The sequence below is a fragment of the Idiomarina sp. PL1-037 genome (genome assembly GCF_034422975.1).
Taxonomy (GTDB): domain Bacteria; phylum Pseudomonadota; class Gammaproteobacteria; order Enterobacterales; family Alteromonadaceae; genus Idiomarina.
The window spans coordinates 1185753-1211527 of record NZ_CP139873.1; the positions used below are offsets into that span (position 1 = coordinate 1185753).

Genomic DNA, 25775 nt, shown 5'->3' on the forward strand with positions numbered 1-25775 from the left:
AAGGTATCTTTAAGGCATTAAGTTTATTCAGTATAAAACATTCAGTGGTCGGGAGACAGCCTTTGCAAGTGCGTAATCTGGAACAAGCCATTCAAGAGTTAGTAAGCATTGACGACATTACTCGCTGGAGCGTTACTCAGCTGAACCAGTCTGACGTGTATTACGGCCATGGCACCGACAACCCAATTGATGAAGCCCGGGCTTTATTAAGCTTCGTGTTACAGTTAACAACGGCTCAGTTAGCCGCTATGGGTCATTGCCGTATGCTCAACTCTGAGAAACAAGAGTTTACCGAGTTATTAAAGCAACGCATTGAGCAGCACATTCCGGCTGCGTATCTGACTCATCAGGCCTGGTTTGCCGGATTACCATTTTATGTCGACGAACGGGTTCTGGTGCCACGCTCTCCAATAGCCGAGCTTATTGAAAATGGCTTTCAGACTTGGTTAGTCGAAGCCCCGCACCGTGTTCTGGATTTGTGCACCGGCGGCGGTTGTATCGCTATAGCCTGCGCCTATGCGTTTCCTGAAGCCGAGGTCGATGCGCTGGATATTTCCACGGAAGCGCTGGAAGTGGCGGAGTTCAATATTGAGCAGCACGGTTTAACTCATAGGGTTACGCCTATTCAGTCGGACTTATTCGACGCGGTAAAAGCAGAAAAATACGATTTAATTGTTACGAACCCTCCGTATGTTGATGCCGAGGATATGGCTGATCTACCGGCTGAGTATCACCATGAACCGGAACTTGGGCTGGCTGCCGGTGAAGATGGTTTAATTTTGGTAGATAAAATGCTGATGCAGGCGTCGGAATTACTGAACGATGGCGGCCTGTTTGTTTGTGAGGTGGGTAATTCAATGCCGGCTTTAGCTGAAAAGTATCCAAGAACGCCGTTTATGTGGCTTGAATTTGCTAACGGCGGCGACGGTGTATTCCTGTTGACGAAACAGCAACTCATTGAACATAAACAACGTGAAAGTAAGGCCAGCTAATGCCAGGAAACAGTTTTGGGCAGTTATTCAAAGTGACCACCTTTGGTGAAAGCCACGGGCCCTCGCTGGGTGCCGTTGTTGACGGTTGTCCTGCAGGTTTAGAGTTAACCGAAACCGACTTACAAGAAGCCTTAGACCGCCGCAAGCCCGGGCAAAATCGCTATACCACGGCACGTCGTGAGGCCGATCAAGTTAAGATCCTCTCTGGGGTATTTGAAGGCGTGACAACCGGGACTTCCATTGGTTTGTTGATTGAAAACACCGATCAGCGCAGTCAGGATTACTCTGACATCAAAGATACCTTCCGTCCCGGCCATGCCGATTACACCTACCAACATAAGTATGGTGTGCGGGATTATCGCGGTGGTGGGCGCTCTTCAGCGCGTGAAACCGCAATGCGGGTAGCCGCTGGTGCTATAGCCGATAAATTACTGCAGCAGCAGGGCATAAAAGTGCAAGCTGCATTAACGCAAATGGGCGATGTTGTGGCTAGTAACATTGACTGGCAGCAGGTTCGCGAAAATGAATTGTTCTGCGGCGATGCCAATGCCGTTGAAGCTATGCAGGAGCTTATTCGTCAGCTGAAAAAAGAAGGCGATTCAATTGGCGCTAAAATTCGGGTGCAGGCTACCGGTGTGCCACCAGGGTGGGGTGAACCGGTTTTTGACAGGCTGGATGCAGATTTAGCCAAAGCACTGATGAGTATTAATGCGGTAAAAGCGGTGAGTGTTGGCGACGGTTTCGAGGTGGTGAGCCAGCGAGGCAGCCAACACCGTGATGAAATGACGCCTGGCGGTTTCTTATCAAACCATGCCGGCGGAGTCTTAGGCGGTATTAGCAGTGGCCAGCCGATTTTCGCAGATATCGCACTGAAACCAACCTCAAGTATTGCTATTAACGGGCGCACAATTGACCGCTGGGGTAACGAACAGGCCATAGTAACGAAAGGTCGTCATGATCCTTGTGTTGGTATACGTGCGGTACCTATTGTTGAAGCTATGACCAGCCTGGTGTTAGCCGACCACTGGTTACGCCAGCGTGCGCATAATTTAACAGCGCAAACTGAAACACCGGATATTAGTCGCTAAGCGAATATGAGTGATACGTCAGAACACCATTATGAGCGCTTAATTGATATTTTTAAGCGCTGTTTCAGTGAAGATTACAACACAATACTGGTTGCCGGTGACGATGAACCGTATTATCAGCCGGCATCGGAAGAGGGTGAACCGCATAAAGTGGTGTTTGCTCATGGCTTTTTTGCGTCAGCGCTGCACGAGACCGCGCATTGGTGTATAGCCGGTGAAGCGCGCCGAAAGCAGTTTGATTATGGCTACTGGTACGAGCCGGATGGGCGCAACGAAGCTCAGCAAAAGTCTTTTGAACAGGTTGAGCAAAAACCACAGGCGCTGGAATGGCTGTTTTCTTTGTGTTGCGGCTTTCCATTTCAGGTAAGTGTGGATCATTTAAATGGCGTTGAGGTAGACAGGCAGGCGTTTACAGAAAAAGTGGCTGCGCAGTTAAGTCGTTTACTGGAAGAAAATACCATACCGCCACGCGCGGCACAGTTTGCAAAAGCGCTCTGTCACGACTTTAATTGTAGCTGGCCAAACGGTCAATCCGTCAATTTTTAGTCCTTGATAAGGAGTTATCTATGTTTTTAAGAGCATTGTTAGTCACCGTTGCAATACTGGGGTTAAGCGCTTGTGAAACAATAGAAGGCGCTGGCCGCGACTTGCAAAATGCCGGTGAAGCGATTGAAGATGAGGCTGATGACGAGTAGTAATGGAAACAAGTAGTAGATTAACCGTTGGTTTTATTATTAATCCGTACGCGGGTATTGGTGGCGCCTTAGCTTTGAAAGGAAGCGATGGCGCCGATATTCGGGAAAAAGCATTGGCGGCCGGGGCTGAGAAAAAGGCTGCTAAAAGAGCTGAGACCGCATTAAAGTTACTGCAGCCATACAAACAGCAACTTCATTTTGTTACTGCCGATAATGAAATGGGCGCTGATAGCCTCAAAGCGCTGGGTTTTTCATTTGATTCGGTCTACAAAGCTTCTGAAACGCCATCCTCACCAGAAGATACAAAAAAAGCGGTGTCTGAAATAGTGACTCATGACGTCGATATTCTTTTATTCGCCGGCGGAGACGGTACTGCGCGCGATATCTATCAGGTGGTTCCCGAACAACAGTTAGTTCTGGGTATACCGGCTGGCGTTAAAATTCATTCGGGTGTGTACGCTATCAGTCCAACCGGCGCCGGGCGGGTTATTGAGAAGATCCTGCAAGGCGAGTTATCCAGTATTCATAACGCCGATGTAATGGATATTGATGAAGATGCTTTCAGAAAAGGCACAGTAAAGGCCCGCCGTTTCGGTGAAATGTCGGTACCAGCCGAACTTGAATACGTTCAGGCGGTAAAAATGGGCGGTAAAGAAAGCGACGAGATGGTACTGGATGATATTGCTGCTGAAGTAACTGAGCGCATTGACGACGAGCTTTTAGTCATGGGGTCTGGCTCTACAGTAGAAGCTATTATGCAGTCTATGGGTCACGAGAACACCTTGCTTGGTGTTGACTTAGTCCAGCAGAATAACCTGCTAGCCGGTGACGTAACCGAGAGCCGTTTATACGAAGCTGTGGCTCAGCGCGAAACCGGAAGCGTCAAATTGGTTATAACCTTAATTGGCGGGCAGGGACATTTATTGGGTCGTGGAAATCAGCAGTTAAGTCCTCGGGTTATTCGGCATATTGGCAAAGAGAACATTTGGGTGGTTGCCACTAAAACTAAGTTGCAGGCTCTGAATAACAAACCACTACGAGTCGATACGGGCGATTCTGAACTAGACCGTGAACTCTCAGGTACCATTCGGGTTATTACCGGCTACCACGACGAAGTTCTTATGCCGGTGGCAGCCGTGTATTAATTTCAGGCTTATTTAGAACTGAGTTTTCGGCATGTGTACAACTAAGCCGTCTAATTCGTCAGTGACTTCTATCTGACAGCTTAAGCGGCTATTGTCCTGCGGCTCTAAAACCATATCTATCATGTCTTCTTCCTGCTCCGACGGGGCAGGAATTTTGTTTTGCCATTCTGGCGGTATGTAACAATGGCAGGTTGCGCACGACATAACGCCGCCGCATTCGCCAATAATGCCGTCAATAAAATTTTCGACAGCGGCTTCCATAACGTTGGTTCCTGCATCGACAGATGCTTCAAATTGGTTACCATCGGCATCAACAAAGTAAACGGTTGGCATGATAAATTCTGTATCCTGTTAAAAAATAAAAAGTGAGCAACAAATTCTGTAGCAGTTAGGATAAAATACCTGTCCTTTAACCACAACGCCAAACTTTCAAGGTTTCTCATGCTGGAAAAGCTGTTTTCAATAAAAGCAAGTGGTAGTTCGGTTAAGTCTGAAGTTATTGGAGGGCTCACAACCTTTCTGACTATGGCTTATATTATCTTTGTTAATCCGTCCATTTTAAGTGATACCGGTATGGATTACGGAGCCGTATTTGTCGCTACCTGTTTGGCGGCGGCTATTGGCTGTCTGGTCATGGGGCTGTGGGCGAATTATCCGGTGGCACTGGCGCCAGGTATGGGGCTCAATGCTTTTTTTACCTACACTGTTGTTTTTAGCATGGGTTACACTTGGCAGACAGCCCTTGGAGCCGTGTTCTTTTCCGGTTGCTTATTTTTCTTGCTTTCGGCTTTGCGTGTTCGTGAATGGATAATAAAGTCCATTCCAACAACATTACGTTTAGCTATTGCTGCAGGTATCGGGGCTTTTCTGGCGTTAATTGGCTTGCAAAATGCAAATATTATTGTGGCCAACGCCGACACCATGGTGACTTTAGGTTCTTTGTCTGAGCCCTCCGTATTGCTAGCTGCAGCGGGGTTCTTTCTCATTATTGGGTTAGTTGCGCGGCAAATACAGGGGGCGGCTTTAATCAGTATTTTGCTGGTAACCGTTATTGCCTGGGCAATGGGGTTGGTTGAATACAATGGTATTGTGTCTGCACCACCGAGTTTGCTGCCAACCTTTATGCAAATGGATTTAGCGGCAGCTTTTGATATTGGCATGTTATCGGTTATTTTTGCTTTCTTGTTTGTCGATCTGTTTGATACGTCCGGCACTTTACTGGCGGTGGCGCAGAAAGCGGGGCTGGCAAAATCCAATGGTGAAATGCCACGTTTGAATAGAGCATTAATGGCAGACAGTACGGCTACCGTTGCCGGGTCCATGCTGGGTACTTCAACCACCACCAGTTATATCGAGTCAGCTGCAGGAGTGGCATCGGGTGGTAAAACGGGGCTTGCCGCGGTGGTGGTCGGCATTTTGTTTTTATTGGCCATGTTCTTTGCGCCGCTGGCTGGTATGATCCCTGCCTACGCAACCGCAGGTGCAATCATTTATGTTGCGGTGTTAATGCTGTTTACGCTAAAAGATGTCGAATGGGACGACATTACCGAAGCCGCGCCGGTAACAGTGGTTTTACTAATGACGCCACTGACATTTTCGATAGCTGACGGCATTGCATTAGGGTTTATTAGTTACGTTGTGGTGAAATTACTGGGCGGACGCTATCAGGATTTAACACCAAGCGTCGTTTTCTTGGGCGCACTTTTTGTCGCTAAATTTATTTGGTTAGGGTAACGAAATTATGGGATGGCATTCAAACCGCGAGTTTTTTGTATCATGGGAAGAGTTGCACCGCGCAACGCGCGAACTAGCACGTCGCCAATTACCAGCGGAGCAATATAAAGGTATTATTGCGGTTAGCCGGGGCGGCTTAGTTCCGGCGGCAATTGTGTCGCGCGAGCTTAATCTTCGAGTTGTTGACTGTGTTGCTGTTAGCTCATATGACCACACAGAACAGCGTGACGATTTACAGGTAATGAAAGACGTAACGGCAACGGAAGACGGCGAAGGTTTTCTGGTCGTTGATGACTTAGTGGATACCGGCAATACGCTGAAATTCCTGCGGGAACGCTTACCGAAAGCTAAGTTTGTAACGGTGTACGCAAAACCCAGTGGTATGGAAATGGTCGACGATTTCGTTGCCGACTTAGCCCAGGACACCTGGATCCACTTTCCGTGGGATATGCACTTACATTACATTGAACCTTTGGCGGGCCAGGAGTCTTAGACTCTCTTGTTAAAAAAGTTAAGTCAAAAAAATGGCCTGATAGCGAAAACTATCAGGCCATTTTTATTAAAAGCATAAGCTAGAGTTGCTGCTGTATGAAGCTAATGCAGTCATCTAAATTGATTTTCTGCTTCTCTCCGCCTTTACGGCTTTGGTACTCAACCTGGTTTTCATCAAGGTTACGCTCACCAACCACGACTTGATGAGGAATACCTATGAGCTCCATGTCGGTAAACATGACCCCAGGGCGTTCCTTACGGTCATCAAACAGAACATCAATACCCTTAGCCTTCAAGTCAGTATAAAGCTTCTCAGCGGCTTCCTGTACTCGTGCCGATTTGTGCATATTCATTGGCACAATAACAACCTGGAAAGGCGCTAAAGCTTCAGGCCAGCAAATACCGCGCTCATCGTTATTCTGCTCTATGGCGGCAGCGACTATGCGCGAAACACCTATACCATAACAGCCCATGGTTAAGGTTTCGTGCTTACCGCTTTCAGACAACACTCCAACTTTCATAGCGTCGCTGTATTTTTTTCCGAGCTGGAAAATATGACCAACTTCAATACCGCGAGCAATTTTGACTTTGCCCTGACCACAAGGACTCGGGTCACCGGCAACGACGTTGCGAATATCGACAACGCTGAAATCACCCGTGTCACGGTTCCAGTTAACACCGGTTAGCCACTGACCATTTTCATTGGCACCACAGGCAAAATCGGCAAGGTGCGCTGCACTGCTGTCAACTAACAGAGGTAATTTCGCGTTTACAACACCAATGTAAGGGGCTTCTGCGCCGGTGGCTTTCTCTGTTTCAGTCAGTATTTCCAGCGGAGCCGCGACTTGAGCCAGTTTCTCGGCTTTTACTGTGTTCAGTTCATGGTCAGCGCGAAGAACGAGTTGAACGTATTCAGAATCAATGTCGTCCGCTGCTTTAACAATAAAAGACTTGGTTGCCTGCTGACTTTCTACCGACAAAGGCTGCAGAACAGCAGCAAGCTCGTCGCTTTGTACTTCATGCTTTTCTACTTTTTGATTCGGAGCAGGGCGCTTACCGGCAGGAGCCAGCGCTTCTGCCATTTCCACGTTTGCCGCGTAATCTGAAGAGTCAGAAAACGCGATGGCGTCCTCGCCCGAGCTTGCCAGCACATGAAACTCATGCGAGTGACTTCCGCCAATTGAGCCTGTGTCGGCTATGACCGGACGATAATCTAAACCAAGACGCTCGAAAATACGGCAGTAGGCCTGATACATATCGTCGTACGTTTTCTGCAGAGATTCGTCGGTCAAATGGAAAGAGTAGGCGTCTTTCATCAGAAATTCGCGCGCACGCATCACGCCAAACCGAGGGCGGATTTCGTCACGAAATTTAGTCTGTATTTGGAATAAGGTTAACGGCAGTTGCTTGTAGCTGCTCACTTCCTTACGTACAAGTTGACTGATAATTTCTTCGTGGGTTGGCCCCAGTAAAAAGTCACGCTGGTTACGATCTTTTATACGCAGTAACTCCGGGCCGTAGTCATCCCAGCGTCCTGATTCCTGCCAAAGATCGGCGGGTTGCACCATTGGCATTAAAATTTCCAACGCGTTAACGGCTTCCATTTCTTCACGCACAACGTTTTCAACTTTGCGCATTACACGCAAACCGGTTGGCGTCCAGGTATACAACCCGGCGGCGACTTTACGGATCATACCTGCCCGCAACATCAGCTGATGACTCACGATCTCAGCATCAGAAGGTGTCTCTTTAAGCGTTGATAATAAATATTTGCTGCTGCGCATAGTCCGGCGTCTCTGCAAGTTATAGTGGTCAGAAATTAGAGCGAAGTTTAGCAGTGTCTGACTCAGCCCAAAAGCCTTTTACAGCTGTTTTAATGAGATTTCTTCAACAAAAACGGTGTTTTGTTGTACATACCAGCGAATATTGTAATTCAAAAGCGCTGTGCCGTAATTTCTCTGATTTTCCTGTGACTTATGGTAAGCGGGTCTGGGGTCCTGTCTTAGTACCTCAGTAATCAGCGCTTTAAGCTCAGGAGTGCGCTCTGACTCTCTGGTAAGAGTCGATTCCGCAGCCTCCAAAAATTTCACCTTTAAGCTTTCTTCCGGTTTTTGCTGAGCAAACCCTGCTTGAGCGTCACTAATGGCGTCTACATAGGGAATGTAAGGTTTTATATCAACAATAGGGGTGTTATCCACTAAGTCAGCTCCGCGTACCGTCAACACCACCTTAGGTTCGGTTTCTACTGCAACTAACTCAACCACAGATAAGCCTAATTGATTCGGCCGAAAGGGCGAGCGGGTGGCAAAGACGCCCAGCTGTTCATTACCGCCAAGCCGGGGCGGGCGAACGCGCTCTTGCCACGAACTGTGCTGATGAAACTCGAAGGTTAACCAAAGATGAGAGAACTGCTCTATTCCCGCTATGGCTTGTGCATGTTGGTAATTTCCAACTAACTCAATCTGAGCCAATGCAGAGGGGGCCAAACCAGGTTGCCGGGGAACACTAAACTTTTCGGGAAAAGGCGTACGAATGATAGCGATGGGTGTTAATTGCTGCTGGCTTTTCATTCTGCCTCCGCTAGTGAATATCCAAAACTGTGGTAGCCAATTTCACCACATAGTTTGCAAATTCACTAACCACTAAAATTAAAGATATCTTAACCGCATGATTTTAAATAGTTTTTATTTTTGGCACAGGCGTTGCAAAAGCTAGTAATAAGCAACTTTTAGTGCTTTAGGGGTTAGCATGAATACCTTTAATAACAATAGGAAAAGAAAAATGATGAAACACAAAATTTGGCCTTTAACTTTAGGCTTTATTGGTTTGGTTACGGTAAGTACAGCTGCGTTTTCTGCTGAAAGTGAACGTACGTTAAGTAGCAGTTACATCGTTAGCGACGACACCGAAATTCATTTAGACGCAACAGTGGGAACGGTTGAGCTAAATGTAACCGACGGTGATACGGTTGGAATTGAGCTTCTTGTAGAGTCGGATGACGACGGCTGGTTTGTCGGTGGTGGTGAGCTCGACAAAGTGATTATAAAAGGTGAGCGAGACGGGAATCGTCTGGAGATTTCTGCTACGCCGGATGACGACATGTCACAACACTGGATAGTATCGGTACCGCGTAGCCGGTTGCTGGAGATAGACCTCGGTGTTGGGCAGATTGAAGGTGACGTACCATTCAACGATTTAAAAGTTGATTTAGGTGTTGGTGATGTATCTTTGAATCTGGCGAAGGGAAACTACAAGCAGGTAGAAGCTTCAGTAGGAGTCGGCGATACTAGTTTAAAGAACTTCGGTAATACTCAGGAAGACAGAATGATAGTGACATCTGAGTCGCGTTATCAGGGTAATGGCTCTGTCAGAGTTCAGGTGGAAGTTGGCGTTGGCGACGTGACCTTGAAACAAGGTCATTAATCACGCCACTGAACAGCACGACCTACGCAGCTGACTTCACTGTAACAGATGGAGTCGGCTTCGGGCTTAAAAGAAAAGCACTGAGTGCTGATAACCGCATGAGCTTTAAACCGCGCAGCGTCTTCCCGCAGGGTTTTAACTGCATCGTTAGCTGAGGCTTCTGCGCCTTTAAATTGTCGCTGGCAGCTTTCACCATTTACAATACTGATTAATTCGTATGCGCGCGATGGCTTATCGTCGTCACGGTAAATTTCAATGTCACCTGAATCGATCCGATGAGACCCTCCTGACATCTGAGGTAAGATGCTACAGGCAGAAAGGCCGAATAATGGCGTTAATACGAATGCTATGAAACGATAGCGCAATGTCGATCCTTGCCAGTTTGAATTTTCTATAGCCTAATCAAGCTGAGCCTATTGTTCAACAAAAAGCGTAATCAATACTCCCTATTCGTATCGATTACGCCGTATTTATGCTATTTAATTAAAAACCTTTCTAAGGGCGTGCCACTATCAACGGCCGTTTTTATGGCTTTTGGCATGCGTCCCTGGCCGGTCCAGGTTTGTTTCTCGCCATTTTCGTCAGTGTATTCGTATTTAGGAGGCTTAGGTGCTCGTTTTTTACGAGTAGTTTTAACAATAGGTTCGCCACCCAGCTCTTGCTCTAATATATCGGATAGCTCAATACCGGCATCAGCCATGGCATTTTTAAATTCATTAATCTTTTTCTGCTTTGCTTCGCTCTTGCGTTGCTTTTCAGCCTCTTCTTCACGACGCTGAGAAATAACAGAATCAAATTTAGCTTTAATACTTTCCAGCTCGTTTAAGTCCAGTTCTTTTAATGCGGCTTTTAAACGGCGTTCGTGACGAAGAATGTTAATGACTTCACTCATTTTTTGCTTACCTTATTTGATTGCTTAAATATTGGTTTCTCTTCATTGTAGCTGTTATTACAGTTTAAGTTGAAACTTCTTTTTATTGAATAAGTACATAGAAATAGAGGGAATGGATTAAAGCCACAGTCTAGTGTTATTTATTAACAATTATTTATAATTACTATCAATACTGCTCTCGCTTCCTTTGTGTGCTTCATTTGCAAGTAAATCTATCACTTAAATAAGTCGAAAAATTATAATTTTCAGTTCCAAAAACGAAAAAACACCAAAACATTTATCATGCTTTGGTGTTTTTTGTTATTCATTTTACGAAGTGTTTATTTACATATTAGGGTAGGTAGGTCCGCCGCCACCTTCAGGTACAACCCAGGTGATATTTTGGCTAGGATCTTTAATATCGCAAGTTTTACAATGTACGCAGTTTTGCGCGTTAATTTGAAAAACTTGTTTACCGTCCTCTTCAACAACTTCATAAACCCCAGCAGGGCAATAGCGTTGTGCAGGCTCCGCATATTTCGGCAAATTGACCTCTAATGGAATATTAGCGTCACTAAGCTTTAAATGGCAGGGTTGATCTTCTGCGTGATTAGTATTCGACAAAAATACCGATGACAGACGGTCAAATGTCAGTTTATTATCTGCTTTTGGATAGTCGATTTCCGTATAGTTTTCGGCTTTACCTGTCGCTTTATAATCTGGCGTCCACTCTTTAAATTTAAAGGGTAATTTACCGCCAAACCAATTTTGATCGACCATATTGTAAGCGCCACCAAGTATTGTGCCTAACTTATGTACAGCACCACCGAAATTGCGTGAGCGATACAATTCATCAAATACCCAGGACTTTTCAAACGCCTCTTTGTAGCGGGTAATGTCGTCGTTGGCTTTACCATTTTTTAGCTGTTCAAATACACATTCAGCAGCCACCATCCCCGACTTCATTGCGGTATGGTTTCCTTTAATTTTGGCAAAGTTTAAGGTGCCTGCGTTACAGCCAACCAGCAAACCTCCGGGAAAGGTCATTTTCGGTAACGAATAATAGCCACCTTTCGCAATAGCACGCGCGCCGTAGGACACTCGCTTACCATTTTCTATAACTTGCTTAATAGCCGGGTGAGTTTTGAACCGCTGAAACTCCTGAAATGGATTCAGGTAAGGGTTAGCGTAGTTAAGATCAACAATAAGGCCTAAGTACACTTGTCCGTCTTCGGCATGATAAAGATAACCCCCGCCAGTGGCGTCACTGTCGGTTAGTGGCCAGCCGGCGGTATGAACCACTTTGCCGGGCTCGTGCATGTCTTCTGGCACATCCCAAATTTCTTTAAAGCCTAAACCGTAATGTTGCGGGGTGCTGTCTTTGTCCAGTTCAAACTTGCTAATCAGCTCTTTGCCTAAATGACCGCGACAACCTTCTGCGAATAAGGTGTATTTAGCACGCAGTTCCATGCCCGGCATATAGCCGTCTTTTTCGCTGCCGTCTTTAGCAACGCCCATGTCTCCGGTTTGAATGCCGGCAACACTGCCATCATCGTTATACAGAATTTCAGAGGCCGCAAATCCCGGGAATATTTCAATACCCAGTTGTTCGGCTTGTTCTGCCATCCAGCGACACAGGTTACCCATACTGGCAATGTAGTTGCCTTTATTATGGAAGGTTTTAGGGACACTAAAGTCCGGCAGGCGACTGTGGTTATTTTCGTCTTTTAGCAATAAAACATCATCGCCGGTAACTTCGGTATTGAGCGGAGCGCCGCGATCTTTCCAGTCAGGGAAAAGCTCGTTCAGGGCTCGTGGTTCAAACACCGCGCCGGATAAGATATGAGCGCCGATATCAGCACCTTTTTCAACCACGCATATCATGAGCTCTTGCTCATTTTCCTGTGCGAGTTGTCCGAGTCGACAAGCGGTTGCCAGCCCCGAGGGGCCCGCACCGACTATAACGACGTCAAATTCCATGCTTTCGCGTTCCACGTTAACCTCCACTATATTCAGGCTATCTGGATAGGGATAAGCCCTTTATACTGCTGCAATAGTTCAGTGATTTGCCGCGCCGGAACCGGTCTACTGAAAAGAAAGCCTTGTCCGGTACTGCATTCACGTTGTAATAAAAATTCGACTTGTTCTTCGGTTTCAACACCCTCAGCAACCAATTGCAGATTTAAATTACGTGCCAGACTAATAATGGCCTGGGTAATGGTTGCGTCGTCTTCGTTGTGTGGTAAATCTCTGACAAAAGAGCGATCTATTTTCAACGAAGTAACCGGGAAATTCTTTAAATATGACAGTGATGAATAGCCCACACCAAAATCGTCTATAGCCAGTGACATTCCCTGTTCACGCACCGAGTGCATGAAGCGGGTATGAGACTGAATGTTTTCTATAAACACTTGCTCAGTTAGCTCTAATTCTACTTTGTTTGGCGGTATCTGGGCTTCGTTCACCCGTTCCATAATGTCATCGACCAAATCAGCTAAGTGTAGCTGCTTTCCTGATATATTGATGGCAATGCTCAATTCTTCGAAGCCAAGTTGGTGCCATTGCTTTAATTGGAGAAAGGCTTCTTCCATCACATATTCCGATATTGGAATAATGAGGCCGGTATCTTCAGCCAGTGGAATAAACTCATCCGGAGGAATGATACTGCCATCGTCATCAACCCAGCGAACCAGAGCCTCCAAACCACTGATACGGCGACTACCAAGTTCGACTTTAGGCTGGTAATAAACGGTAAGCTGCTGCTTGGAAACGGCATGGCGTAGCCGTTTAACCAGCTCCAGTTTTTTGGTTAAGTCACGATGAATGGCTTTATCGTAAACTTTATAGGTATTGCGGCCATGTTCTTTTGCCTGATAAAGCGCAGTGTCTGCATTACGAATAAAGTATTCAGCGTTGAAATCGGCATCATCCGCAAAAGTGACGCCAATAGAGGCACTAATAAAGAGCTCATAGACGTCCACGAAAAAGTGCGTGTCGAGCGCCTGAAGCAGTTGTTCCGAAAGCTTAATAACACTTTCACGACTATCAGGCTTTGCTATTGCCAGTAAAAACTCATCACCGCCGGATCTTGCCAGAACACTACCTTTAGGCGCTAATTTTGTGATGCGCCGCGCAACCCGGCGGAGCAATTCGTCACCAACTGTATGACCCAATGCGTCATTGACCTCTTTAAACCTATCTAAATCAATAAACAACAAAGCGGCTTTTTTGTAGGGTGACTCGGTTTCTAACCACTCACCCAGAATGCGTTTTAAGGCGTTTCGGTTTACAAGGCCGGTAAGAGAATCATGTTCGGCAAGGTAAGCCATTTGCTTTTCAATGCGTTCGCGCTCATCAATTTCACTATAAAGTTCAATATTGGAATCGGCGAGCTGCTGTGCCTTAAAGCGGCTTTGACCTAAAATATAAAGTACAAAAGTTAGCATGCCAGTGACGAGTAAGCTGGCAATTAACGCAGCTACCGAAATGCCCCCACGGAGTTGCTCCAGGTGATCAGCGGTTGGCCAGACTGAGAGCTCCCAGCTATTCCCCACCAATTGCAGTGAATGAAAATGCGACCATTCTTCGCGTAATGAGGTATCGCCGGCAAATTGATACAGTATGTCGTTGTTACTGCGAACACTGAGTTGGAAGCCTTCACTGATGTTGCTGCGCACAACATTATTAAACAGGCTTTGCAGACTTATCACAAACCCCAGAAAGCCGTGGGTTTGCTCTTGCTCTACACGGACGAAAATAGCTATGTCGCTGCTAATACGGCCTAAATTGCCGGCAGGGCCCATCATCGCATGACGGTTTCCTTCAGACGTTTTTAATTTTTCCAGCAATGGTGTCTTAGCAAAAGGCGTTCCCAGTAGCTCAGGCTGCCCGTTTGGAGGGTAGATAAGCTCAATATCCAGTTCATCATTGAGCCAAGTGATGCCTTTTACGTTCTGATAGTAAAGAGTCACGATATCGGCGTTGTCTTTCCAGCGTTCTTCTATAGAAAGAGCATTGCGTTCCCACTCGCGCGCTAACAGTTCAGCTACAAATAAATGAGAGACCAGGCTTTGCCGAATGTCTCGTTGCAAGTTGTAAGTTTCCGCTTCGAGGGCATCGTGGACAACTTGATTTTCCTGATAACGCAAATAGCTAAAAGCGGTAACCGTAATAACCAAACCAACAAGGGCTGCTATAACAGCCTGCCGTGATCCGTGCAGGAACATCATGGATTAACGCAACTCCTCTCTATCACGGAAGTAATCCAGTGCCTCTGGGTTTGCCAGAGCATCCGTGTTTTTCACGGGCTCACCGTGAATCACATTACGTACCGCTAATTCGACTATCTTACCGCTTATAGTACGGGGTATGTCGTCAACCTGCAAAATTACAGCAGGTACGTGCCGTGGAGTCGCGTTAGCACGAATGGTTTTCGCAATGGTTTGGCGAAGTTCGTTATTTAGCTCTCTGCCGTCTCTGAGTTTTACAAAGAGAACGACGCGTTCGTCATCTTCGTACTGCTGACCGACAGCAATACTCTCCAGCACGTCATCAACCTTTTCTACCTGACGGTAAATTTCAGCGGTGCCAATACGCACGCCGCCCGGGTTAAGAACGGCATCGGAACGACCGTAAATAATAACGCCGTCATGCTTGGTGAGCTCGGCAAAGTCACCATGTGCCCAGGTATTTTTAAATCGATCGAAATACGCATTAAAATAACGCTCGCCATTCTCGTCGTTCCAGAAGCTTACGGGCATGCAGGGGAACGAGTTTTCGCAAACCAGTTCACCTTTTTCACCTTTAACCGGTTTTCCGTTCTCGTCATAAACGTTAACGGCTAAACCAAGGCCCCGGCATTGTAGTTCGCCCCGGTAAACCGGCAGAATAGGGCAGCCAAGGGCAAAGCAGGAGACAATGTCTGTACCACCTGATATTGAGGAAAGACACAGGTCTGTTTTAATGTCGCGGTAAACGTAGTCAAAGCTTTCTGGAGGTAGTACCGACCCCGTGGTTAAGATGCTGCGCAGGTTTTCCAGGTTATGACTTTCTCCCGGTTTAACGCCTTCTTTCTCAAGCGCTGCTAAATACTTGGCACTGGTACCAAATACGGTAATGCCTTCTTCGTCAGCTACGTCCCATAAAAACTCAGGCTCAGGCGCAAAGGGCGAACCATCGAATAAGGTTAGGGTCGCGCCCACAGCCAGACCACTGACCAGCCAGTTCCACATCATCCAGCCGCAGGTGGTGAAGTAAAACAGATTGTCGTCACGGTCTAGGTCGGTATGCAGACCGTGCTCTTTTAAGTGCTGCAATAAAGTACCGCCCGTACCATGAACAATGCATTTAGGAACGCCCGTAGTGCCCGACGAAAACATAATATAGAGGGGGTCATTAAAGTTGCGCGGAGCGAAATCTATCTGTGTTTGTTCGGCATCTCCAAAATCGCTCCATGAAAACACATTGTCGCCTTCTATACGGTCTTTTTGTTGACTGAAATTAACCAATGCCGTGGCTTCAATGCTTGGAATTTGTTTGATGATATCGGCGGTTTTGTTTTTTATATTGATGTTTTTGCCGTTATAAAAATAACCATCAACAGTAATCAGAACTTTAGGCTCTATCTGACCGAAACGGTCAAGTACGCCCTGAACGCCAAAGTCTGGCGAGCAAGACGACCAGATAGCGCCGATACTGGTGGTTGCCAGCATACCAATGATGGTTTCAATGCAGTTAGGCATCATGGCAGCAACACGGTCACCGGCTTCAACTCCGCGTTGGCGTAAGCCTTCGGCAAAAGCAGCAACTTCGTGGTTGAGTTCGGCATAAGTTAGCTGTTGGCGTGTGCCATTCTCACCGCGAAAAATTAGAGCAATATGGTCGTCTTTATGACGCAGCAGGTTTTCGGCAAAATTTAGGCTGGCATCAGGAAACCACTGAGCGCCGGGCATCTTTTCTTTATCGGTGACTATCGTAGTGCCTTTTTCACCAATAACATCAAAGTAGTCCCATATCATAGACCAGAAACTTTCGTCGTTGTCGACGGACCACTGATAAAGGTCGTGGTAATTGGCCAGCGCGGCAGATTTTTCGGTATTCACTTGTTGTAGAAAGTCTGTCATGCGGGCATTAGCAATGGTATCTGCTGACGGTTGCCATAAAGCTTCTGAAGTCATTTTAATCCCCTTATTTTGCTAATTAAGCTTTTGCCAATTCTGCTATTGCGACCTGAGAGCGAGCGCCGTGCGATAAATGCTGGCAAATACCTGCTCCGGCCGCGATTAACTTGTTCAGGTCAATACCGGTTTTTATGCCCATACCATTTAACATGTAAACCACATCTTCAGTGGCAACATTGCCACTGGCGCCTTTAGCGTATGGGCAGCCACCCAGACCAGCTACGGCTGAGTCAATAGTTGCAACGCCTAGTGGCAGGCAGGCTATGATATTAGCCAAAGCTTGCCCGTAAGTATTGTGAAAATGCAGCGCTAGCCTGTCCATGGGGACTTTCTCTGCAACAGCGGCAAGCATTTCCTGGGCTTTTAACGGCGTACCGACGCCTATGGTGTCGCCCAGCGATATTTCATAACAGCCCATGTGGTATAAGGCTTCTGCAACTTTAACCACATTTTCTAGCGGAACTTCACCCTGGTAGGGACAACCTAAAACGCAGGAAACATAACCTCTGACGGGAATGCCTTTTTCTTTAGCTGCGGCAATAACTGGCTTAAAACGCTCCAGCGACTCGTCGATACTGCAGTTAATGTTCTTTTGGGTAAAAGCTTCCGACGCTGCACCGAACACTGCGACTTCGTCCATGTCGGCTGCAACTGCCGCTTCAAAGCCCTTCAAATTTGGCGTTAGACCGGCGTAAGTGATTCCCGGACGACGTTTAATCTGCTCCATAACGGCAGTGCTGTCAGCCATTTGTGGCACCCATTTGGGGCTGACAAAGCTGGCACTTTCGATATAAGAAACGCCGGCTTCTGCCAGCGCTCCAATTAAGGCAACTTTTGCATCAACAGAAACAGCAGTTTCATTTTGCAAGCCGTCACGAGGACCAACTTCGACGATTTTTATCTGTTCTGCAATAGCCATAGTCACTCCTGATCACTTCTGATTATTTTTTATTATTCGGTTTCGTTCACTGCAAGCAGTTCATCGCCGTCACTGACCAAATCTCCTGCGGCGAAAAAGACATCGGTGACTTCACCTTCATGGCCAGCTTTAATGGTGTACTCCATTTTCATGGCTTCCATAATGACCAACGGCTGATCTTTCTTGACCGTGTCACCTTTTTCAACCAGTACTTCCATGATGGTTCCGTTCATTGGGGCAACGTGACCACCGTGAGCCGCTTCATCCGACAGCGTATCAGCCACACGGTGTCGATGGAAAGTCATAGGGCCGTTATCAGTGAATACCGTAATTTGCTGGTGGTCGGCACTGACGTAGCGATGATAGCGCATACTACCGGAAGTTAGCGTGAGTTTGTCGTCGGTTAAAGACGCCTGCCATTGTATGCTTTCGTTATCAATTTGCTGCAGGAATTCTCCGTTAGCGCCTTCGACTAGTGAAATAGGGTAAGTTTCTTCGCCGAATTGCAGTGAAACTGTATGTGTGGCTGCTGAGTTCATTCTAAACGCATTACCACTTTGCCATGGTGAACTGCCTCGTTGCTGTTGGCGCTGACAAATATCAAATAAAGCCGCTTCCGTCGCAATTTGCTGATAATTCACTGAACTATCGGGCAGCAACTCCTCTTGATGTTGTTGAATAAACTCAGTAGTGAGGTTGGTCTTCACAAATTCGGGATGTGAAGCTAAACGATGTAAAAAGTCGACGTTAGTCGTTAAGCCGGTTAAACGATATTCACGCAAAGCCTTTTGCAGACGCAACAGGGCGCGGGTACGGTCGGTGTCCCAGACAATCAGTTTGGCTATCATTGGGTCATAGAAAGCAGATATCTCGTCGCCTTCTTCAATGCCGGTGTCAATGCGGATGCCGCTCTTTTCTGCAGGCGTACGTAAATGTTTAATAGTACCAGTGCAGGGCAAGAAATCGTTGTCCGGATCTTCGGCGTATATCCGTGCTTCGAATGCGTGACCGTTTACTTGAATGTCATTTTGCGCCAGAGGTAGTGGTTGACCTGAAGCGACCAGCAATTGCCATTCGACTAAATCCTGGCCGGTGATCATTTCCGTAACCGGATGCTCAACCTGTAAGCGAGTGTTCATCTCCATGAAGTAGAACTCGCCACTTTGATCAAACAAAAACTCAACCGTTCCAGCACCAACATAATCTATTGCCTGGGCTGCGCGAATTGCAGCTTCGCCCATTTCTGTGCGCGTTTTTTCAGTCAATGCCGGAGCAGGGGCTTCTTCAAGCACCTTTTGGTGACGGCGCTGCACCGAACAGTCGCGTTCCGCCAGGTAAACGGCGTTACCATGTTCGTCGGTAAACACCTGAATTTCCACGTGACGGGGGTTACGAATAAAACGCTCCATCAGCATTTTATCGTTACCGAAAGAGGACTTCGCTTCGCGTTTGGCAGAATTCAGGGCGTCGTCGAATTCGCCCATGTTTTCTACCACACGCATACCTTTACCACCGCCGCCGTACGCCGCTTTTAGTAGTAATGGGAAGCCAACTTTCTCAGCTTCGGCTTTTAGCGTTTCAATATCCTGTTCGCTGCCATGGTAACCCGGAACCAGAGGTACACCGGCGTCCTGCATAATGGATTTAGCCGCGCTCTTAGAGCCCATAGCGGCAATAGACGATACCGGTGGTCCCACAAAAATGATGTTGTTCAGCTCACATTGGTCAGCGAAGTCTTCGTTCTCTGAGAGAAAACCATAGCCCGGGTGAATGGCTTCAGCACCGGTTTGTTTAGCAGCGGCGATAATTTTATCGGCACGCAGATAACTGTCAGTGCTGGCTGCAGGACCAATATGTACGGCCTGATCCGCCAGCTTAACGTGGCGTGAGTTGCGGTCGGCATCGGAGAATACCGCTACGGAGCGAATTCCCATTTTCTTTGCTGTGGCAATAATACGACAGGCAATTTCACCACGGTTCGCAATCAATAATGTTTTGATCATAATGAGACCTGTTGTTAACTCTGTTTAAGCCAGGCGGCGGGGCGTTTTTCAAGAAACGCACTGAGTCCTTCCTGGCCTTCGTCCGACACGCGAATTTCGGCAATGGCTTTAATGGTATGTTCACGTACGTCTTTATCAATTGGACGTGAACCAACATTGCGGATCAGTTGCTTACAGGCGGTTACCGCTTGTGGACTATTCGCTAGAAGCGCGTCTAGTAGTTTGTTTAACGGCTCTTCAAAGCTTTCTACAATTTCGTTGACCAAACCTAGCTCTTGCGCTTTGTCGGCAAAGAAGCGCTCAGCGGTCAGCATATAGCGGCGTGACTGGCGCTCACCAATAGTACGCACAACATAAGGACTGATAACTGCCGGAATAAGCCCAATTTTGACTTCACTCAAGCAGAAGCTGCTACGCGGTTGTGCCAGTACAATGTCACAGCAAGCGGCAAGGCCTACTGCGCCACCAAAGGCCGCACCTTGGACTAACGCGATACTGGGCTTGCTAAGCAAGTCCAGGCGTTCCATTAGCAGGCCAAGCTCACCGGCGTCATCCACGTTTTGCTGGTAGTTTTTATCCGCCATTGAGCGCATCCAGTTCAGATCCGCACCGGCAGAAAAGTTTTTGCCCTCTGAGCGAAGCACCAGTACTCTCGCGCTGGCACTTTCTTCAACCTTTTTTAACGCCTGTAGCAGCTCTGCAATCATCACATCGTCAAATGCGTTGTGAACATCCGGGCGGTTTAACGTCAGTGTCGCAACGCCCTGATCGTTGATATTGAGTTCTGTGTATTTTGCCATGGTTAATAACCTCCGATTACATGCGAAAGACGCCGAAGCGGCTGTCTTCAATCGGTGCATTTAATGAAGCGGCAAGGCTTAATGCCAGAACTTCGCGCGTTTGTGCCGGGTCAATAATGCCGTCGTCCCATAAGCGTGCTGACGCATAATAGGGGTGGCCCTGTTTATCGTACTGCTCGACAATGGGCTTTTTAAGTTCTTGTTCTTTTTCTTCACTTAAGCTTTCGCCTTTGCGGGCTAAGTTGTCTTTGGTCACCTGCGCCATAACGCCAGCGGCCTGTTCACCGCCCATAACAGAGATACGGGCATTCGGCCACATGAACATCATGGTGGGATCATACGCACGGCCACACATGCCATAGTTACCGGCGCCGTAGCTGCCGCCGATTAACACAGTAAACTTAGGCACTTTAGCGCAGGAAACCGCCATAACCATTTTCGCGCCATGCTTGGCAATGCCCTCGGCCTCGTACTTTTTACCGACCATAAAGCCGGTAATGTTTTGTAGAAACACCAGTGGGATTTTGCGCTGGGCACAAAGCTCAATAAAGTGGGCGCCTTTTTGTGCCGACTCAGAGAACAAGATGCCGTTATTCGCGACAATACCGACGGGGTAGCCATCAATGCGGGCAAACCCCGTCACCAACGTATTACCGTAGTTGGCTTTAAATTCGTCGAAGTCTGAGTCATCAACAATGCGCGCAATCACTTCGTGAACGTCATAAGGTTTGCGTAGGTCGGTGCCGACAATGCCGTATAACTCTTTTGCATCGTAACGCGGTGGCTTAGCCGGTTGACGATCCAGTTTGGTTGGTTCACCGCGGTTAAGGCGTGCGACCGAGCGGCGCGCTAAGGCTAAGGCGTGTTCATCGTTGTGAGCGAAATGATCCGCAACACCGGAAATGCGTGTGTGCACGTCGGCACCGCCAAGCTCTTCGGCTGACACTTCTTCGCCCGTTGCTGCTTTAACTAACGGCGGACCTGCAAGGAAAATAGTGCCTTGCTCTTTTACTATGACGCTTTCATCGGCCATAGCCGGCACGTAAGCGCCACCGGCAGTACACAGGCCCATAACCACAGCAATTTGTGGAATGCCTTTGGCAGACATATTCGCCTGATTAAAGAAAATGCGACCAAAGTGCTCTTTGTCCGGGAAGACTTCATCCTGACGGGGCAGGTTAGCGCCTCCGGAGTCCACCAGATAAATACAAGGCAGGTGACAACGCTCGGCAATTTCCTGGGCACGCAGATGCTTTTTCACGGTCAGCGGGTAATAGGTGCCGCCTTTGACGGTAGCATCGTTGGCGATGATCATACACTCAGTGCCTTCAACCTGACCAATACCGGCAACTACACCAGCAGAAGGAACGTAGTCTTCGTAACATTCCCAGGCCGCAAACTGACCGACTTCCAGAAACGGTGAACCCGCGTCCAGCAGTTTATTAATACGGTCGCGGGGCAATAATTTACCCCGGGACAAATGGCGTTCCTGATACTTAGGCCCGCCACCCTGATGAATTTTTGCCGCTTTTTCCTGCAGGTCGTTAACGACGGCCCGCATAGACTCGCTGTTAGCTGCAAATTGTGCATCGCGGGTGTTGATTTTACTGGATAAAATCGCCACGGCGTTGCCTCCTTATTATTTGGATTCAGTGAACAGTTCGCGACCAATAAGCATGCGGCGAATTTCCGATGTGCCAGCGCCGATTTCATAAAGCTTCGCGTCGCGCAGCAGGCGTCCTGTGGGGTATTCGTTAATGTAGCCGTTGCCGCCTAATAACTGTATAGCGTCCAGTGCAAGTTGGGTGGCCAGTTCTGCGGCGTAAAGAATCGCTCCGGCGGCATCTTTACGGGTGGTTTCGCCACGGTCGCAAGATTGAGCCACGGCGTAAACATAGGCACGCGCCGCATTGGTGCGAGTGTACATATCAGCAACTTTGCCCTGAATTAGCTGGAATTCGCCGATTTCTTTACCGAACTGTTTACGATCATGAATATAAGGCACGCAAGTATCAAGGCAGGCCTGCATAATGCCTAAAGGACCTGCAGCAAGAACGGCACGCTCGTAATCAAGACCACTCATCAATACTTTAACGCCTTCGTTTAGCTCTCCCAAAATGTTTTCTTCAGGGACTTCTACGTCTTCGAAGACCAGTTCACAGGTATTTGACCCACGCATACCCAGCTTGTCGAGTTTTTGCGCCTGGCTGAACCCTGGTGTGTCTTTTTCAACGATAAAGGCGGTAATGCCCCGAGAGTTTTTCTCCGGTTCGGTTTTTGCGTAAATTACGAAGACATTAGCTTCCGGACCGTTAGTGATCCACATTTTATTGCCGTTCAGAATGTACTTGTCGCCTTTCTTCTCCGCGCGCAGCTTCATACTGACTACATCAGAACCCGCATTAGGTTCACTCATAGCTAAAGCGCCAACGTGTTCACCGGTGCATAACTTAGGCAAATACTTTTGTTTTTGTTCTTCGTTACCGTTGCGATGAATTTGATTAACACAAAGGTTTGAATGGGCACCATAGCTTAAGCCAACTGAGGCAGAAGCACGGCTAATTTCTTCCATAGCAATAACATGTTCAAGGTAGCCCATGCCGGAACCACCGTATTCTTCGGCAACGGTTAAGCCCAGCAGACCCATGTCGCCAAGTTTTTGCCATAAGTCGCCGGGAAATTGATTTTTTTCATCAATTTCTGTGGCGCGTGGGGCGATTTCATCACGCGCGAAGGCATTAACTTGTTCACGGATCATATCGGCTGTTTCGCCGAGACCAAAATTAAAGGTGGTATATTGACTGATCATAACGACTCCTGAGAATGAACTTCTGAAACTGACGACTGAATGTTCTCGAGCTCGTCCTGACAACGCTGCTCCAGACCACTGAGCTCGGTCAGTAACACATTAATATCTTCCATTTGTTGCTTGAGTGAGTGTTTCTTCTCACTGACCAGCTCAAGTACCTTTTCGAGCTGGGCCGCACTGCTGTTATCCGCGTCGTAAAGTTCGAATAAACGACGGGTTTCGGCCAGTGAAAAACCGAGTCGTTTGCCGCGTAGAATCAGCTTTAAACGAACCCGGTCTTTGTTGGTATATATGCGTTGTTGCCCTTGGCGTCTGGGGGAAAGCAAGCCTTCGTCTTCGTAAAAACGAATGCTGCGGGTGGTAATGTCAAATTCTTTTGCCAGTTCGCCAATAGTGTAGGTCACTTTATTGTTCATCGGTACTTGCTTTTTGGTTGTCCTAAGATCTAAGCTTAGAGGAAGTTTACGTTAACGTAAAGTGAATTTGGAGGAAAAATGTCGAGCGATTCTATCGTTATTGTAGCGGCCAACCGCACGCCAATGGGCGGTTTTCAGGGCAGTTTGAGTGAAGTTACGGCTCCTGATTTGGGCGCAACAGCTATAAAAGCAGCGCTGAGTAACAGCGGTTTAACAGCCGATGATATTTCAGAAGTTATCATGGGCAATGTGTTACCTGCCGGTTTAGGTCAGGCACCAGCGCGTCAGGCAATGCTGCATGCCGATTTACCTCGCTCTACCGGCGCGACAACCATTAATAAAGTATGCGGCTCTGGCTTGAAAGCTGCAATGATGGCGCACGATTTAATTAAAGCAGGCTCAGCAGATGTGGTGCTTGCCGGTGGCATGGAAAGTATGTCGAATGCACCTTACATGCTGCCAAAAGGCCGTAGCGGTTATCGTATGGGGCACGGACAAGTGCTGGATCATATGATGCTGGACGGGCTGGAAGACGCCTACGAGCATAAAGCTATGGGATGTTACGCACAGGACACTGCTGATGAATACGGTTTGGATCGTGAAGCAATGGATGAGTTTGCCATTCATTCGCTTACCAAAGCTCAGACTGCTATTAAAGATGGCCTTTTTAAAGACGAAATTACCCCGGTTACATACTCCACCCGTAAAGGTGACGTGACTGTCGATATCGACGAACAACCGGGTAAAGCGCGTCTGGATAAAATTTCTCAGTTGCGTGCGGCATTCAAAAAGGATGGTACCATTACCGCAGCTAATTCCAGTTCCATTTCTGACGGTGCAGCAGCGCTTATTTTAATGCGTGAGAGCGATGCAAAGGCCAAAGGTTTGCAACCGCTGGCGCGAGTAATGGGTCACACGACGCACTCGCAGGAACCGTCTGAATTTACCGTCGCACCAATTGGGGCAATGAACTCCTTGCTCAGCAAGCTGGACTGGACAAAAGACGACGTCGATTTATGGGAAATTAACGAAGCTTTTGCCATGGTAACTATGCTGGCCATTCAGCAAATGAAGTTAGACCCGGCTAAAGTCAATGTGCATGGCGGAGCTTGTGCGTTAGGGCATCCGATTGGCGCAAGCGGCGCACGTTTGCTGGTAACGTTGTTGCACGCTTTGAAACAGAAAGGCCAGAAACGAGGCATTACCTCACTGTGTATCGGCGGCGGTGAAGCCGTCGCTCTGGCTGTGGAAATGGTGTAATAGGGCTTTGCTGATATAGGCTAGCCGGAGGGTTTCAGTTTTTGAGCTCGTCCGGCTAGCCAAATGGCAAGTACTATAATCAAAGCACCAATACTTAAGCGGGTGTAGTCAAATGACTGTTCCCAGAATAAGACATTAACCAGAATTCCAGTGGGAATTAACGCATTGTTCATCGTGGCCAGTTGCCCGGTGTTGACCCATTTACTGGCAAGGTTCCAACCAAGGTAACCAAGCCCGGAGGCAACAGTACCGAGCCACAATAAGATGCCCCATTGAAGATGGGTGGTCGGCATTTTGGTTAAGTTGCCAAAGAATAAAACACCAAGGCCGGCAACGACGCTGGCGCCAAAGAAAAAGGCGGCAAATTGTTGACTTTGTTCTAAGGTTTTACCTGTGGGTAAACGTTTATAAGCGACTTGACCGGCGGCAAAGCATGCGTTGGCTGCCTGAATTAAAAAGAAGCCGGTGACGAAGTCATCGGACAAAGGTTGATAGCGAATAATGGCGGCACCGCATACCGATACCGCTGCGGCTATCCACCATAAGAGCGGGAGATGCTTGCGGTTAAGTATCAGCTCGTCAATTAGCGTTATATAGAGTGGTGTAAAAATAGTGAACAAAAGCACTTCGGCAACGCTCAAATACAAAAACGCATGGTAAAGAAACAAATACATGGCGCCAATTTGTACAGCGCCAATAACGGCCAGTTTAGCCAGTTGAGGTAGCTGCCCACTTTTGGGAGACAAATGCCGCCAACGAAATAGCGGCAATACGGTTATCAGGGCTAAAACCATGCGGATAAAGACAACAATATAACCGTCAACCTGGCCAGCAAGATAAACGCCGATTAGCGAAAAGCTGGCGGCCCAAAGTAAAGTAATCAGAATTAAGAGGGTCACGTTAAGGCTCACTTAACTAAATTTAGCTCATCAATAGATGACAAAATAAC

24 protein-coding genes are annotated in these 25775 nt (G+C 47.6%); 9 read left to right on the forward strand and 15 right to left on the reverse strand.

Annotation, left to right across the window (positions count from 1 at the left end):
- Positions 1–62 precede the first annotated feature (62 nt).
- The 5 genes from prmB to U0358_RS05475 are packed head-to-tail and all read left to right on the forward strand — an operon-like array spanning position 63 to position 3920.
- Entirely contained in the window at positions 63–992 is a 930-nt protein-coding gene (prmB, locus tag U0358_RS05455) for a 50S ribosomal protein L3 N(5)-glutamine methyltransferase (protein ID WP_322407321.1), read from the forward strand.
- Entirely contained in the window at positions 992–2080 is a 1089-nt protein-coding gene (gene aroC, locus U0358_RS05460; protein ID WP_322407322.1) for a chorismate synthase, read from the forward strand. The genes prmB and aroC overlap by 1 nt, the downstream gene beginning before the upstream one ends.
- Before the next feature lie 6 nt (positions 2081–2086).
- Positions 2087–2626: an elongation factor P hydroxylase gene (locus U0358_RS05465; RefSeq protein WP_322407323.1), complete on the forward strand. Its 540-nt coding sequence runs from the start codon at positions 2087–2089 to the stop codon at positions 2624–2626.
- Positions 2627–2646: 20 nt separating this feature from the next.
- Positions 2647–2775 carry an entericidin A/B family lipoprotein gene (locus tag U0358_RS05470; protein WP_110012565.1) on the forward strand — a complete coding sequence of 43 codons (129 nt, stop codon included), beginning with the start codon at positions 2647–2649 and terminating at the stop codon, positions 2773–2775.
- 2 nt (positions 2776–2777) lie between these two features.
- Entirely contained in the window at positions 2778–3920 is a 1143-nt protein-coding gene (locus tag U0358_RS05475) for an ATP-NAD kinase family protein (protein WP_317496635.1), read from the forward strand.
- A gap of 12 nt (positions 3921–3932) precedes the next feature.
- Here U0358_RS05475 and U0358_RS05480 read toward each other — a convergent pair whose 3' ends face one another.
- Positions 3933–4253, reverse strand: coding sequence for a 2Fe-2S iron-sulfur cluster-binding protein (locus U0358_RS05480; protein ID WP_317496636.1), 321 nt, complete (start codon positions 4251–4253; stop codon positions 3933–3935).
- Between the two features lie 108 nt (positions 4254–4361).
- Here U0358_RS05480 and U0358_RS05485 point away from each other — a divergent pair, with 108 nt between their 5' ends.
- The gene (locus tag U0358_RS05485; RefSeq protein WP_322407324.1) at positions 4362–5654 is read left to right on the forward strand and encodes an NCS2 family permease; all 1293 of its coding nucleotides are present in this window, start codon (positions 4362–4364) and stop codon (positions 5652–5654) included.
- A gap of 7 nt (positions 5655–5661) precedes the next feature.
- Positions 5662–6147, forward strand: a complete 486-nt coding sequence (gpt, locus tag U0358_RS05490) for a xanthine phosphoribosyltransferase (protein ID WP_317496638.1) — start codon at positions 5662–5664, stop codon at positions 6145–6147.
- A gap of 79 nt (positions 6148–6226) precedes the next feature.
- Here gpt and U0358_RS05495 read toward each other — a convergent pair whose 3' ends face one another.
- Together U0358_RS05495 and tsaA are read right to left on the reverse strand one after the other, a co-directional pair.
- Positions 6227–7930 (reverse strand): proline--tRNA ligase, encoded by a 1704-nt coding sequence (locus tag U0358_RS05495; RefSeq protein ID WP_317496639.1) that lies wholly within the window; start codon positions 7928–7930, stop codon positions 6227–6229.
- 78 nt (positions 7931–8008) lie between these two features.
- On the reverse strand, positions 8009–8716 hold the full coding sequence (gene tsaA / locus U0358_RS05500; protein ID WP_317496640.1) for a tRNA (N6-threonylcarbamoyladenosine(37)-N6)-methyltransferase TrmO: 708 nt from the start codon (positions 8714–8716) through the stop codon (positions 8009–8011).
- Positions 8717–8927: 211 nt separating this feature from the next.
- On the opposite strand from tsaA, the gene U0358_RS05505 reads away from it, so the two are divergent.
- Positions 8928–9569 carry a hypothetical protein gene (locus U0358_RS05505; RefSeq protein WP_317496641.1) on the forward strand — a complete coding sequence of 214 codons (642 nt, stop codon included), beginning with the start codon at positions 8928–8930 and terminating at the stop codon, positions 9567–9569.
- Here the strand turns inward: U0358_RS05505 and rcsF are convergent.
- From rcsF to U0358_RS05560, 11 genes are all read right to left on the reverse strand, one after another.
- Entirely contained in the window at positions 9566–9862 is a 297-nt protein-coding gene (gene rcsF / locus U0358_RS05510) for an Rcs stress response system protein RcsF (RefSeq protein ID WP_317496642.1), read from the reverse strand. The two genes, U0358_RS05505 and rcsF, sit on opposite strands and share 4 nt — an antisense overlap.
- Before the next feature lie 182 nt (positions 9863–10044).
- On the reverse strand, positions 10045–10461 hold the full coding sequence (locus tag U0358_RS05515; RefSeq protein ID WP_322407325.1) for an H-NS family histone-like protein: 417 nt from the start codon (positions 10459–10461) through the stop codon (positions 10045–10047).
- 324 nt (positions 10462–10785) lie between these two features.
- A complete protein-coding gene (locus tag U0358_RS05520) occupies positions 10786–12435 on the reverse strand; it encodes an electron transfer flavoprotein-ubiquinone oxidoreductase (RefSeq protein WP_322407326.1) in 1650 nt (549 codons plus the stop codon).
- A gap of 17 nt (positions 12436–12452) precedes the next feature.
- On the reverse strand, positions 12453–14669 hold the full coding sequence (locus U0358_RS05525; protein WP_322407327.1) for a putative bifunctional diguanylate cyclase/phosphodiesterase: 2217 nt from the start codon (positions 14667–14669) through the stop codon (positions 12453–12455).
- A gap of 3 nt (positions 14670–14672) precedes the next feature.
- The gene (locus U0358_RS05530; RefSeq protein ID WP_322407328.1) at positions 14673–16616 is read right to left on the reverse strand and encodes an acetoacetate--CoA ligase; all 1944 of its coding nucleotides are present in this window, start codon (positions 16614–16616) and stop codon (positions 14673–14675) included.
- A gap of 22 nt (positions 16617–16638) precedes the next feature.
- On the reverse strand, positions 16639–17538 hold the full coding sequence (locus U0358_RS05535; protein WP_322407329.1) for a hydroxymethylglutaryl-CoA lyase: 900 nt from the start codon (positions 17536–17538) through the stop codon (positions 16639–16641).
- Positions 17539–17570: 32 nt separating this feature from the next.
- Positions 17571–19541 carry an acetyl/propionyl/methylcrotonyl-CoA carboxylase subunit alpha gene (locus U0358_RS05540; RefSeq protein ID WP_322407330.1) on the reverse strand — a complete coding sequence of 657 codons (1971 nt, stop codon included), beginning with the start codon at positions 19539–19541 and terminating at the stop codon, positions 17571–17573.
- Positions 19542–19555: 14 nt separating this feature from the next.
- Positions 19556–20341 carry an enoyl-CoA hydratase-related protein gene (locus U0358_RS05545; protein ID WP_317496649.1) on the reverse strand — a complete coding sequence of 262 codons (786 nt, stop codon included), beginning with the start codon at positions 20339–20341 and terminating at the stop codon, positions 19556–19558.
- Between the two features lie 16 nt (positions 20342–20357).
- Positions 20358–21965: a carboxyl transferase domain-containing protein gene (locus tag U0358_RS05550; protein ID WP_322407331.1), complete on the reverse strand. Its 1608-nt coding sequence runs from the start codon at positions 21963–21965 to the stop codon at positions 20358–20360.
- Positions 21966–21980: 15 nt separating this feature from the next.
- A complete protein-coding gene (locus U0358_RS05555) occupies positions 21981–23150 on the reverse strand; it encodes an isovaleryl-CoA dehydrogenase (RefSeq protein ID WP_317496651.1) in 1170 nt (389 codons plus the stop codon).
- Positions 23147–23566, reverse strand: a complete 420-nt coding sequence (locus tag U0358_RS05560) for a MerR family transcriptional regulator (RefSeq protein ID WP_322407332.1) — start codon at positions 23564–23566, stop codon at positions 23147–23149. Before U0358_RS05560 ends, U0358_RS05555 begins: the two co-directional genes overlap by 4 nt.
- Positions 23567–23644: 78 nt before the next feature.
- Between U0358_RS05560 and U0358_RS05565 the strand changes: the two genes are divergently transcribed.
- Positions 23645–24826, forward strand: a complete 1182-nt coding sequence (locus tag U0358_RS05565; protein WP_317496653.1) for an acetyl-CoA C-acyltransferase — start codon at positions 23645–23647, stop codon at positions 24824–24826.
- A gap of 20 nt (positions 24827–24846) precedes the next feature.
- Here the strand turns inward: U0358_RS05565 and U0358_RS05570 are convergent, their stop codons facing one another.
- Positions 24847–25725 carry an EamA family transporter gene (locus U0358_RS05570; protein ID WP_322407333.1) on the reverse strand — a complete coding sequence of 293 codons (879 nt, stop codon included), beginning with the start codon at positions 25723–25725 and terminating at the stop codon, positions 24847–24849.
- Between the last annotated feature and the right edge of the window lie 50 nt (positions 25726–25775).